The organism is Psychrobacter sp. S4(2024), assembly GCF_036861305.1.
Taxonomy (GTDB): domain Bacteria; phylum Pseudomonadota; class Gammaproteobacteria; order Pseudomonadales; family Moraxellaceae; genus Psychrobacter; species Psychrobacter cryohalolentis.
Genome location: NZ_JAZAQR010000003.1, coordinates 289,544 through 302,989, shown reverse-complemented (window position 1 = coordinate 302,989; position 13,446 = coordinate 289,544). Strand labels below are relative to the sequence as shown.

12 protein-coding genes are annotated in these 13,446 nt (G+C 42.3%); 10 read left to right on the top strand and 2 right to left on the bottom strand.

Going from position 1 to position 13,446, the window contains the following annotated elements; translation table 11 throughout:
* The first annotated feature begins 195 nt into the window (after positions 1-195).
* The 10 genes from VLA57_RS09200 (at position 196) to VLA57_RS09155 (ending at position 7,907) form a co-directional block, all read left to right on the top strand.
* A complete protein-coding gene (locus VLA57_RS09200; protein WP_133104146.1) occupies positions 196-831 on the top strand; it encodes an OmpW/AlkL family protein in 636 nt (211 codons plus the stop codon).
* Positions 832-1,111: 280 nt separating this feature from the next.
* Entirely contained in the window at positions 1,112-2,443 is a 1,332-nt protein-coding gene (locus VLA57_RS09195) for a tyrosine-type recombinase/integrase (protein WP_333954834.1), read from the top strand.
* A 162-nt stretch (positions 2,444-2,605) separates the two neighbouring features.
* Positions 2,606-3,232: a hypothetical protein gene (locus VLA57_RS09190; RefSeq protein WP_333954833.1), complete on the top strand. Its 627-nt coding sequence runs from the start codon at positions 2,606-2,608 to the stop codon at positions 3,230-3,232.
* 143 nt (positions 3,233-3,375) lie between these two features.
* Positions 3,376-3,630, top strand: a complete 255-nt coding sequence (locus tag VLA57_RS09185; RefSeq protein ID WP_333954832.1) for a helix-turn-helix transcriptional regulator — start codon at positions 3,376-3,378, stop codon at positions 3,628-3,630.
* Between the two features lie 2 nt (positions 3,631-3,632).
* A complete protein-coding gene (locus VLA57_RS09180) occupies positions 3,633-3,920 on the top strand; it encodes a helix-turn-helix domain-containing protein (RefSeq protein WP_333954831.1) in 288 nt (95 codons plus the stop codon).
* Positions 3,921-4,208 (top strand): hypothetical protein, encoded by a 288-nt coding sequence (locus VLA57_RS09175; RefSeq protein ID WP_333954830.1) that lies wholly within the window; start codon positions 3,921-3,923, stop codon positions 4,206-4,208. It begins immediately after the preceding gene.
* Entirely contained in the window at positions 4,201-4,476 is a 276-nt protein-coding gene (locus VLA57_RS09170) for a hypothetical protein (protein ID WP_333954829.1), read from the top strand. The genes VLA57_RS09175 and VLA57_RS09170 overlap by 8 nt, the downstream gene beginning before the upstream one ends.
* Positions 4,463-5,038, top strand: coding sequence for a hypothetical protein (locus VLA57_RS09165; RefSeq protein WP_333954828.1), 576 nt, complete (start codon positions 4,463-4,465; stop codon positions 5,036-5,038). Before VLA57_RS09170 ends, VLA57_RS09165 begins: the two co-directional genes overlap by 14 nt.
* 109 nt (positions 5,039-5,147) lie before the next feature.
* Positions 5,148-7,247: a DUF3987 domain-containing protein gene (locus VLA57_RS09160; RefSeq protein WP_333954827.1), complete on the top strand. Its 2,100-nt coding sequence runs from the start codon at positions 5,148-5,150 to the stop codon at positions 7,245-7,247.
* Between the two features lie 339 nt (positions 7,248-7,586).
* Positions 7,587-7,907 carry an HNH endonuclease gene (locus VLA57_RS09155; RefSeq protein ID WP_333954826.1) on the top strand — a complete coding sequence of 107 codons (321 nt, stop codon included), beginning with the start codon at positions 7,587-7,589 and terminating at the stop codon, positions 7,905-7,907.
* Positions 7,908-8,365: 458 nt separating this feature from the next.
* On the opposite strand, the gene VLA57_RS09150 is transcribed toward VLA57_RS09155, so the two are convergent.
* Both VLA57_RS09150 and aceE read right to left on the bottom strand, forming a co-directional pair.
* Positions 8,366-10,108, bottom strand: a complete 1,743-nt coding sequence (locus VLA57_RS09150; protein WP_133104145.1) for a 2-oxo acid dehydrogenase subunit E2 — start codon at positions 10,106-10,108, stop codon at positions 8,366-8,368.
* A gap of 22 nt (positions 10,109-10,130) precedes the next feature.
* Positions 10,131-12,944, bottom strand: coding sequence for a pyruvate dehydrogenase (acetyl-transferring), homodimeric type (gene aceE / locus VLA57_RS09145; RefSeq protein ID WP_011513387.1), 2,814 nt, complete (start codon positions 12,942-12,944; stop codon positions 10,131-10,133).
* Positions 12,945-13,446 lie beyond the last annotated feature (502 nt).

Below are 13,446 nucleotides of genomic sequence, written 5' to 3'. Positions count from 1 at the left end.
TCCAAACCTTTCTCATTGTAACTTTACGCATAAACATCTGAACGTTCCGCTTAAAACCTTACTACTAGTAAGGTATTTGTACTATAATAGATAGCAGATGTTACAGGTTAATCCCTAGCCTAACATTATATGTTGCTAACTTATGACATCCCTCATGAGCTAGCGACCATTATCTAAACGTTGAGGAATTAAACGATGAAACTACAATCCCTAGTTTTAGCCGCTGCTACTGCACTTACTATGACCACTGCTTTTGCTGTACCTGCAGGCACTTGGACAGTTGCCGCTGGTGCGCATTATGTTGATCCTAAAAATGATAATGGTGATGTCACTATAGGTGGCACAAACTATGCTGTAGATATTGATGGCGATGTCCGTCCAACCATCAGTGGTGAATACTTTATCGCTAATAACGTTGGTGTTGAACTACTCGCTGCCATTCCATTTCATCATGACTTTACCTTAACTGATGCCTTAAATAATGAGATCACTGGTAGAACTCAGCATTTACCACCAACGCTTTCTCTACAATATCACTTCGATGATTATAACCTACCTATGAATGTAAAACCGTTTGTGGGTGTTGGTGTAAACTACACGATGTTCTTTAAAGAAAAAGCAAATGTTACAGGTACTGAATTAAAGCTTGATGATAGCGTTGGTGTTGCTGGTCATATAGGACTTGATATCCCATTTGCTGCCACTGAGTCTTTCCGTATTGATGCCCGTTATATGGACATCAAAACTGACGCTACTTTAAATGGTACTGACATTGGCAAAATCGACATCAGTCCTTGGGCTTATGGCGTTGCCTTTGTAAAACAGTTCTAATTTAGCAGAATTATGAGCTAAATATCATAAATAGAAAAAGCCAGCTTAGTTGCTGGCTTTTTTGTGTCTATTATTTATCTATCATTTGTTGCAATAACAGCTATAAAAAAGACCATCCGCAGATGGCGTATTTTGATAAAGCCTGATAAAACCTGATAAGCTCAAAGCCTTTATTTAACGTGCTTTTAGTGCTAATATGTCACTTGTGATAACATTAGTGCAAGTGTGAAAAAGCCAATTAAATGGCTACCAAAATGGCTACCAGTTTGCAGGTGATAAGATGACAATCAAAATAGACTTAACAACCGATACCCAAATCAAACGGGCAATCAAAGACACTATCAAAGCTGGCAAGACTATCAGTTATCCTATAGCTGGCTATAAAGGCTTAGAGGTACGCATAAGACCACACAAAGATAGCCCAGACGCTACAGCCGATTTTAGACACCGTTATACCCACCCCATCACTAGCAAACGCCCTTACATGACGCTAGGACAATACCCAGCGTTAAGCCTTGCCGATGCCCGTCAATATCACAGCGACAATATGCAACTGTTAGCCAAAGACATAGACCCAATAGAGCATAGAGAAAGTGAAAAGCAAAAAGACATAACAGATCGTCAAAACACGTTAAATCATTTCATCAATGAATGGTTAGAAATCCAGCACAGCAAAAACTTATCACCTTCTAGTATCAAAAATATTAACATTGCGATAAAGCCAATCCAGCAAAGACTTGGCCATATGAAAGTGACAGATATCAGCCCTAGTATCGTCATTAAGTTTATTAAGGACATACAAAAAACATATTCATATAAAGGCTTGCAGGTCAAAACCATATTAAAAAGTATTCTACAGATTGCTAAGGCTCATATGATTATTGAGTACAACCCAGCCAGCGACCTACAAGGAACACTTATTAATCACAAAGTAAAACATCATGCAGCACTAACAGACCCTAAAGAGTTTGCCGAACTGCTAAAAGATATTGACCGCTTAGACAATGCAAGCCAGCTACACAATAAGCGCGTATTGCAGCTATTAGCATTAACGTTTGTTCGAGTTGGTGACATGTGCGCTATGAAGTGGGCAGATATTAACTGGTTTAAAAAACAATGGGAACTTAAGCCACAAAAAGCAGGTAACAGGGCCGACATGGTAGCCAGTATCGTTATACCACTAGCACCGCAAGCCATTGCCCTATTAGAGCAGATGAAGTCGCTTACAGGTGATAGCGATTATGTATTTCATAACCCTAGACGCACAAAAGAGCCTTACCACCATACACAAGAAATCAATAAAGTATTGAATAGTGATCTAATGAACAACGGACAAGGCTATAAAGACATTCATAGCCCACACGGCTTTAGAAGTAGCGCAAAAACTATGCTAATGGAGCGACTAGGCTATGACGAACTGATAACCGAACTGGCACTAGGCCACCGCATGCTTAACGCATATGGCACAGCATACAACCGTATGACAGGCTTAGAACAAAGAGCAGACATGATGACAGCATGGGCCAACTACTTAGACGATATTAAGGCTGGCAAGTTTGATAACGTGATCCGTGCAGACTTCAAAAAAGCAGCCAAACAAAAACACGGCTAAAGCCAAGTAACAGACAGATAAACCAGTTTTGATAGCTCAAGGGCTATCAGTACCAATTGCAAGGCTAGGACTAATTACCCGAACGGCAGCTATTCACACACCTTAAAGCAGCCAGCGCCTTGCACCTTATTTTATATAAAGGTGTGTAAAGGTGTGTAGAGTATGAAGCAATTATATAACCTCCAGTCACTAGATAACTTACAAGATATAATCGAAAATGACATAAGTATTCAAGCTATGGAGTTTCAATTTGAAGCGCCTAAACATAATTGGCCTATGCCCTATGGAGTTTTTTTAGGTGAAATGTTTAGATGTCTAGATGAATATGTAGAGGCTGGTAATATTGAGCCAATACAAGAGCTGTCAACCACTGCTATAACAGGCTGGCAAGATGACACAATAATTAATAAATATATGGCATTTGCAAATCTGCAACTAGCTGATAAATTCCTAAAGGCTAATAATATTTACAAGGCTATGCAATATTATAAGCGTGGCATAACTTACAAAAACTTAAAAAGCACTACAGATATAGAAAATGACATTATGGCCAGTAAGTATAAGGACGCAGGTAAAAAAGCAGCTGATGCAAGATGGCAGGGTCATGTAGAGCAATTGAGAATTAAGTATCTAGAATTAGATCAAAGCCGTCAAAATGAACTAGGCAAAAACCTAACTATTAAAGCCGTGGCAAATTGGATATATGAGTACCATAACGATCAAGACTTAGAATTTGAAACTATTAGAGATCATTTGAGCAAAGCACGAAAGGGAGTTTTTACTAATTAATCGACAGAAAATACAGTATGCATTGCAAACACTACTAAATGCAGCGTAAACAGTATTGCTTACGCTGTATAGATATTCCCCGTAAACACCCACACCCCTACTATATCAACTGTTATTAACCATTAACTAACAGGTGATATTTTATGACACAAGTCAATGCAACCATCAATGACAGCAACCAAGCTAGAGATGAGCAACCAGCCCCATTAAACCCGCAAGGCTATTCACGCATTCAGCCAACAGCCGAACTAATCGGACTTCATCACCAAACACTAAGACGCTGGTGGAAAGCTGATAAATTCCCTAAACCAATCAATATAAACGGTATTCCAATGTTTAGGAATAGTGATATTTTGCGCTTTATTGAAAATCAGCAATCAGTTAGCGAAGGGGTTTAATTATGACTATTACAGCCACCACCGCCGCCCCAGTGACCAACCAGCCAGCACCTAAAACACAGATTGACACTGTTAGAGCACACCTGATGACAGGGGCAACGATCACCACATGGGACGCATACCGCCTTTATCAAATCACATGCCTAGCACAGCGCATACATGACCTAAGAACCGCAGGGCTAACCATTCAAAGCGAGATGGTAACGCACAATGAAAAGCGTTTTGCCCTCTATTGGCTTGATGAACAAACATTACTTGAAAGCGAACTATCTAACAGTGAGGTGAACTAAATGAATAACCACCCTAGCATATCAATCGACACCCCAGCCAGCCGCCTAGTAACTGTGGATAGCCTTTACTTACGTCTTATGAATGACCGCGTACAAGATATTTATAACGATACCGACCACCTAGCCACCGCGCTAGATGCTATCAATACAAAAGACGATGTTAGCCAAGGCGTACTTGTGGCGGTCAAAGCAGCACTTTATGCCAATAGTGAGCTGGCAGGTATTGTTAGCGACATGTTTTGTGAGCACGCATTACCGTACCAAGCGGAGGCAACAGACCATGAATGATAACGACTTTATAAACGAAGTTATGGACGGGCTAAAAAAAGAGGGTTACCTGATGATACCTGATGACTTTATAGACCAGTTAATCATTACCTTACACGCCAATGTGACCCTCATTAATACCATGACCCAAATAGCCGAATTAGAAACCAAGATGTTAGGCAGCTTGTTACCTACAGGCAGCCGACAAGTGAAGTCGCTAAAAAATCTATCTGTAAAAATAGCAGAAATCGCCTTTAACGTGGAGGACGTAAGAAATGAGCAACGATAACAAAACCAATCTAAAAACCACATTCAAGGCAGGTGACAGCGTTCTATGCCCGTCATTAAGCAACAGCCCTTTTATGCTAACAAATGACCCATACGGCAAGCGCAATAATTTGACGCTAGAATTTGAAGGCAGTTATTTTTACTATGATAGTAACGGTTACTTTGTACGTGCCAGCCAAAACGAAACAGACGACTTTCAGCCAAGTCTATACCAAAATACCCCAGCCAATCAGCAAGCGATTAATACGCTATACAGTGGCATACCTACCAGCCAACGCACAGTAATAGACACCACCGAAGCAAACGATAAAGAAGTGATTTTAATATCTGCTTTTGATTTAAGAGATATTGCTTGCGACATTGAAAGCGCGGCTATTGTCATAAGTGATATTGGTCAGTTACTAGGACTTATTCACTACGAGAAAATAGACACTCACACCGCTATATCAATGGCACGATTAACGCATGACGCTACCGTAACGTGGTATGACCTATTACAAAGACAAGTAAATTCAATCAAAGAAACCCTAGCAATGACAGGTTACGGCAAGGAGGGAAAATAGTGAAAACCTACCCACCAAAGCAAAGCCGTAAACACGCCAAGCGCAAAAGCTACTATAAAAAATATAGAGAGCAGCGCAAGCCGAACCAGTTGCAAGCAAGGGGGACTAGATGAACACTACACAGCAAACAGACAGCCAAGAAAAAACCCGCGGCAAGGCGGGCTTAGTTAGCATTTTAGGTGAACATCAACCAGCAACGGCGCAAACGCTACAAGATGACGAACTGCTAAAGAAATTACATGATATTTTAGAACCTAACAGACTACTAGATATTAAGGCTAATTTGTCAGTAAATCAAGGTGAACTGCTAACCACTGGCATGGTGGGCCTAGTATTGCATAACAAAGACTATGAGCCGGTAAACTTGTTATGCATGCCACCAAACGGCAAACCCAAAGACTATGTAATTACTGATCCTTTTGAAACGGCCGCTTTTATCATTGGCACGATGGATAACACCCACGAACGAATAGCCGTTAATAATATAGCTGATGCCGTAGAACTGTCTTATTTCATGCTAGGTGAACCGGTAACGATACTAGCTAGCCGTGATGAGTGGTCATTTAATGACATGGTTAAACATTTCTCACAAGATGCACCCGTTACCGTTATGACCACAGCGGACGTTAAAGACAAGTTTACCAAGCCATTGATAGGCTCAAATGTGAGGGCCATTATTACCAGTGAACGTACCGTATTAGAGCACTTAGAATATGGTCAATTAAGCTATGCCGCCATGCTAGCCCTTGATGATACACAAATTATTGACCTAAAAAGCACAGCATGGCCCACACCTGAACCGCTATCAAGTGACCCCAGCAAACCGACACGCTACCCAATAGAAGCATGGGACGGACTGCTACAAAAGGTCATTAAGAAAATAGCTTATTATCAACAAGTACCTGATGCTATGGCCGGTCAATGTATCTTAGGAGCACTAGCCCACATGGGGCAGGCCCACGTTGATGCACCTATTGGCTATAAGCACATGCCGGCAAGCCTGATTTTAATTACTGAGGGTGAAAGTGGCAGCGGCAAAACGCAAGCTATGGACTTAAGCCACCATAAAATAAAAGAGTATGAGCAGAAACAATATGAGGAATATATAACAAGGCATGAGGAGCACAAAGCACAGCTTGCCAGCTTGAAAGGTGCAGAGCTCAAAGAGTATTTAGCAAACGAGGCAGCACCCCATAACCCCGAACGGCTATTCAAAGATGCCACTATTGAGCCGGTACTCGATAAGTTTGTGAATGGTGAAATAACAGACGCATCATGGTCAACTGATGACGCGGCCCAATTCTTTAATGGTCATACAATGAAAGGTGACACAGCCGGTAACGCACTGGCAGCCATTACCGACCTTTACAGCGGCGGCGAAGTGAACCGGACACGATCACAAAAGAACGCTTATGCCAACCCACGCACCAAAGCCTATAACGTGCGTATGACATTAATGTTAATGGCTCAACGCATCATATTAGAACCGGCCTTAACTGATGACATGATGAACCAGCAAGGCTTTTTAGCAAGGGCCTTGATTGCATGCCCTAACAGCTTGCAAGGTTATAGAACATGGGACAATATAGAACGCAGACAGCAAAGCCCACTTATGGATAGTGACCTACAAGCTTACTGGGACAGATGCAAAGACCTACTAGACCCCGTGGACAGTAACGCGCCCACCGATGACAAAGGAGCACCTAAACGCTTTAAGATGCGCTGGCAAGATAAGCAGACAGAACAAGTATTCTATGAGCATATGCAGGCAATAGAGAACCAGCAAGCCAAGAACATGCCGTTAGAGTATCTAAAAGCGTATGCCTCACGTATGGCAGAAAATGCCAGCCGCATAGCCACCTTGATAGCATTCTTTGATAAGCGTAAGACCATTACTACAGATGACATTAAACGGGCTTTTATGTTGGTGGAATACTCAACGGCCGAACGCTTGCGCTATCAAGATGCAACGCCAACCGGTGAACAAACCGACATTGAAAAGCTAAGCATATGGCTAATAGACAAAGCCAAAGGTAAAAACCCAGCGGTATTAAACAAGTCTTTTGTGACACAGCATGCACCCAATGCACTAAGAGGTAAAAAGCTAAACTTCTTACTTGATGATCTTGAAAGCATGGGACATATTAGACTTGAAAGCGAAGGCCGCAGGCGTTTAGTGTATGTTAACCCCAAGCTTATTATAGTTTAGCGACCAGTAAAAGCCGCTAAACTTGCTAAACTTACCTACAGCCCTTACCAGTTAAGGGCTTTACTTTAGCTGAGCCGCTGCTAAGCATTGCTAGACTTGCTAATCTTTAGCTAAACTTAGCCAACACAGACGAACTTTAGCGGAACTATAGCAACTTTAGCGACCCTTAGCAGGTCGCAAGCTAAGCCAAGCACCTTATAAACAAAGGGATAGAACGAACTTTAGCAACTTTAGCGACTTTTTGTAGGTATAAAACTATATTGGCAGTCCAAAAAACCCATCATTAAGCCCTTGTTATAATGTAAGAACAAACGACACAGCATAAGAGTAGGATAAGATATGGCAAGGTTAACAACGCTCAAGACAAAGCTACAGACATTAAAACAAAAGCCAACCACACCACACGTACAAACTTCTTTAAGCCGTTGGGGTGCATCACGCGGTCATGCATGGCGCTTGTTACGTGAAAAGATACTATTGCGAGATAGATATACGTGCCAGCATTGCGGGCTAGTATCAATGCAAAAAGGCATTATGGAATGCGATCACATAGTGAATGAAGCACAAGGAGGGACAGACGACCCCAGCAATCTACAAGTATTATGCAAAGATTGTCATAAAGTGAAGTCATCAAACGAAGCACAGGCAGGCAAGTATTGAGCAGGCATTATGATTGACGGGGGGCTATGAATTGAAATAAAACAACCGCCCCGCATATCAGCACACACCATGACACGCTCAAGAAAAAAACCGTTTCAAAAAGAAGTTAAAGCGATCAGTATAGCCAAACACTTACAGCGCATACCTTAGCGCCTATAACTGGTTAAATAAGCATGTTAATAAAGTTAAGAGAGGTTAAAGCAGAAAGTCATAGCTAAACTTTTAATTACGCGCTAGTAAAAATATGCATATGGAGGCGGTCACTACTCACAAAGCCATGAACTCTACTACCGCCCTATGGCTACCAGTAACCAAAAATTAAAGCTACTGGCTACCAAAAAGGCTACCAAATCAAACCGACATAACAATATTATTAATAATAACAATTACTTAAGGTAATAAAAAAGACCATCCGCAGATAGTCTTTCTTTTATATAAAATTTAAATAAGAAGAAAACCTATAGCAAAATACGGCGCGGGTCAGCAAGCAATGTTGCGACATAACGCGTGAATACTGCCGCATCAGCCCCATTAATCACACGATGATCATATGATAATGACAATGGCAACATCAAGCGCGGCTCAAAAGTTTGCTTGGCAGCATTCCATTTCGGTTGCATCGTAGCTTCTGATGCCCCCAAAATACCAACTTGTGGCCAGTTTACCAATGGCGTAAACGCAGTACCACCTAAGATGCCTTGACTTGAGATGGTAAAGCTTGCGCCTTGCAAGTCTTTAGTACTTAGCTTTTTATCACGGGCTTTGAGTGCCAATTCGCCGATTTCAATGGCGATTTGCTTAATGCCTTTTTCATGAGCATTTTTAATCACTGGCACGATTAAGCCATCATCTGTTGCTACTGCAATACCCATATTTACGCTTTTGCGTAGGATGACTTGGGTATTGTCGTCGCTTAAATGACTATTAAAGCGTGGATGCTGGGTCAATGCATAAGCGGTTGCTTTGACGATAAAAGCCAAAATCGTCAGCCCAATACCTTCAGCTTTCATACCACCTTTAAGCTCACTACGCAGATTTTCTGTCTCAGTAATATCAGACAAATCAAACTGCGTCACTTGCGGCAGGTAAGTGTTGTAATTCAGCTGTGGAATCGACACCTTTTGCAAGCGAGTTAAGTCTTGGGTTTCTATTTCACCCCAAATCTCGACGTTACTCATATCAGGTAAGCTTGGTAAGCTGGCTCTAGATACACCGGCTCCAGTAGCGGGTGCAGCTTGTTTTGTCGTCAAGCTTTGCTTCACATGAGCAAATAAATCTTCTTTTAAGATACGTGCATTCAGTGCTGAACCTGTTACTTGGCTAATATCCACACCCAACTGACGGGCAAGTTTACGCACGGCGGGACCAGCATAGACATCAACCATTTTTTCATTGACTTGTGCTTCGGTCAGCTTATTACCTGTACTGCTTTTTGCAGTAGTACTAGCAACTTGTTTAGGCTCAGTCGTAGCTTGTTTAGCAGCTTCCTGACTTGAATCAGTCTTTTGCTCGCTCACTGCTGGTTTTGAATCTTGCGATTGAGCGACTGGTGCTTTGGCTTCACTCGTAGCATTAGCATTGTCTGAGCTTTGAGCGATGATGACAATAAAGTCTTGCCCATTGGCAACCATATCGCCTACTTGTATCAGTATTTTCTCAACTTTGCCGGCTTGTGGCGCTGGTACTTCAACCGACGCTTTATCTGACTCGATCAGCAAGATAGACTGATCAGCAGTGACCATATCGCCAACACTGACCATAATCTCAGATACTTGCGCTTCATCGACGCCTAAATCTGGGAGCGCATGCGTGGTCGCTGTTGCTTCTTGCTCAACAGGTTGATCGGTATTTGACTCAGCTTGTGCCTTATCACTTTGCTCTTCCTTTTGCGGTTCTTCTTGCTCAGCATCAAGAGATTTCTCTTGAGTGTCAGCAGCAGGTGTTTCTACGCTTTGATTGTCATCTTGACTGTCAGTTTCGCTTTCAAGCTCGATTAGCACCATACCTTCACTGACTTGATCACCAATCGCAACACTGATTTTAGTCACTTTACCAGCAGCAGAGCTTGGCACTTCAACTGAAGCTTTGTCTGACTCAAGTAGAATAATATTATCGTCTTTTGCAATGACATCACCAACTGCAACCATAATTTCACTGACTTCGGCGCTATCGACACCCAAATCGGGGGCTTTAATGTCCATGTTTCATTTCCTTGTCTTATGGTTATTTTTCTTCGACATCATCATTATTAAGTAAGGTTGCATCGGCTTGATCTTCGGCGCGACCTTCACTGCTGATTTCATCATCATCTTCAGCGACAAACTCAGGTACAGGAATCGGATTGATGTTACCAGGTGCTGGAGCGTCTGGAGAATAGTCATAATATGGCTGTTGCTGCCATGCAGGCGGATGATCGATATCGATATTTAAGCTAGAGATCGCGTCTTTAACCAGACGCATTTCTACTTCGCCTTCATCAGCCAAGCGTTTTAGAGTAGCGACAACAATATGAGCGGCATCAACGTTAAAGAAGCTACGGAGATTTTCGCGGGTATCGGAGCGACCATAACCATCAGTACCTAAAGTGGTATATGGACGGCTATCTGGCAACCAAGCACGGATCTGTTCTGAATAGTTGCGCATATAATCCGTTGCGGCAACGACCACACCTTCGTGCGGTGCAAGCTGTTCAGTAATCCATGGCACGCGCTCTTCATCCATTGGATGTAGACGATTATAGTCATCACACGCCATACCATCACGTGTCAACTCATTAAAGCTGGTAACGCTCCAGACGTTCGATGTGATATTAAACTCGTCTTTTAAGATACGTGCCGCTTTTTGCACTTCACGTAAAATAACACCAGAACCTAATAACTGAACTTGCGCAGAACCATTATCTTCTAACAGATACATACCACGTTTGATGCCTTCTTCAACGCCTTCTGGCATTGCAGGTTGCTCATAGTTCTCATTCATCACGGTGAGATAGTAATAAATACGCTCACCTTCAGCATACATGCGGCGTAAACCATCATGCATAATCACTGCCAACTCATAACCAAAGCACGGATCATAGCTCACACAGTTAGGAACGACGTTGAATAAAATTTGCGAATGACCATCTTGATGTTGCAAGCCTTCACCATTTAACGTCGTGCGACCTGCTGTAGCACCCAATAAGAAACCCTGTGCTTGACAATCACCAGCGGCCCAAGCCAAATCACCAATGCGTTGGAAACCGAACATAGAGTAGTAGATGTACATCGGAATCATCGGTAGCGCATTCACTGAATAACTGGTTGCCAGCGCAATCCACGCACTCATTGCACCCGCTTCGTTGATACCTTCTTCTAACATATGACCATCGATGGCTTCTTTATAACCCATCAAGGCTTCACTGTCTTCAGGCGTATACTTTTGACCAACGGCAGAGTAAATACCCAATTGACGGAACATACCTTCTAAACCAAAGGTACGCGCTTCATCAGGTACGATAGGTACGACGCGATCTTGGATGTCTTTGTTCTTTAGCATTGCTGATAATAGACGCACAAACACCATGGTGGTTGATTGCTCTTTACCGTTACTACCTTTTAAAACCCGATCAAAGATAGATAAATCAGGGATATTCAAAGGAATATGACCACTACGGCGATTTGGCAAATGGCCACCCAAGGCTTCGCGGCGACCTTTTAGATACTTCATCTCTGCTGAATCTTCAGCTGGACGATAGAACGGTAGCGTCTCTAACTGCTCATCAGTAAATGGCAAATCAAAACGGTCACGGAAGTACACCAATGCTTCTTGATCAAGCTTCTTGACTTGATGCGATTTGTTAACCGCTTGGGTGGTGGATAGACCATAGCCTTTGACAGTCTTCACTAAAATAACCGTCGGCTGACCTTTGGTTTTCATGGCTTCACTAAACGCGGCATAAACCTTCATCGGATCATGACCACCACGGTTCAGACGTGAAATATCTTCATCTGTTAAGGCATCTGCCATCTCTTTTAATTCAGGATACTTATTAAAGAAATGCTCACGGGTAAATTTGGCATCGCGCGCTTCATATAGCTGATACTCACCGTCGACTGTCTCTTCCATACGGTGTTTAAGGACACCGGTATCATCATTAGCAAGCAGACTGTCCCAGTTACCGCCCCAAACCACTTTAATCACTCGCCAGCCGGCACCGCGGAATACGGATTCAAGTTCTTGAATAATTTTACCATTACCACGAACAGGACCATCGAGGCGCTGTAAATTACAGTTAACGACCCAAATCAGGTTATCCAGCTTTTCACGACCAGCAAGAGAAATAGCACCTAAGCTTTCTGGCTCATCTGTTTCACCATCACCTAAGAACGCCCAAATCTTACGACCTTCTGACTCTAGCAGTTTGCGGTTTTCCATATAGCGATGTACATGGGCATGGTAGATTGACATGATAGGACCTAAGCCCATCGAAACCGTTGGGAACTGCCAATAGTCCGGCATCAAATAAGGATGTGGATAGCTTGATAACCCTTTACCACCGACTTCACGGCGGAAATTATCCAACTGATCTTCAGTCAAGCGACCTTCTAGATAAGAACGTGCATACATACCTGGCGCTGAGTGACCTTGATAATAAATCATATCGCCGCCGAAATGATCGCTGGCAGCACGGAAGAAATGGTTAAAACCAGTTTCATATAGCGTCGCACTAGAAGCAAATGAGGCTAAGTGACCGCCCAAATCGTCATCGTTTTTATTGGCGCGCATCACCATTGCCAAGGCATTGTAGCGAATCAAGGCGCGAATCTTGCGCTCGATCGTCAAGTCACCTGGGTACATCGGCTCATCTTCAACGGCGATAGTATTGATATAGGCCGTATCTAAACGGTTAAATGGTAGGCCTTCTTGCACCCCCATATTATATAAGGCTTTCAATAAGAACTGCGCACGATCTTTATCAGCATGCTTAATCACAGACTCAAAAGCTTGCAGCCATTCCTGCGTTTCGCTGCTATCAGCATCCTTGTAATAATTCATCTTCTCTAATCCTTTTTTATCAGTCATCCCTACACGGTGGCAGGGTATTATTAAATCACAGAGTTATACATATTTTCGTAAGCAAACGATTTACCTAATGCCTTCCTTGCTGCATCTCGTCATTCCATTATATGTCTTGGCTATTACAGACCAGTTGCTCATAATCAGCAACTGTAGCTTGGCATGGGGTTCAAACAGACATCGTAGTAAAAGTAAACGACAGCCGATATGCGACTTTCATCATCAAATGATATTGACGCTCTATTATAGGGGTTTATTCACGTATTGTTTATAGCTATAAAGAAATGCCAATATGACAAGTATTTTTAAAATAAATAGTGATTATGTTTTTTGAGATATTCGGGAGGTTTGTTGGGAGATACTTTGTAATGAGTGATAAATATAATATTTAGCAGAAATATATGTATTTGGTCATATTAAATCTGCCATTCATCCGTTTTCTAAGAAATTTACAAAATTATTGCTTAATATGATGAATTAC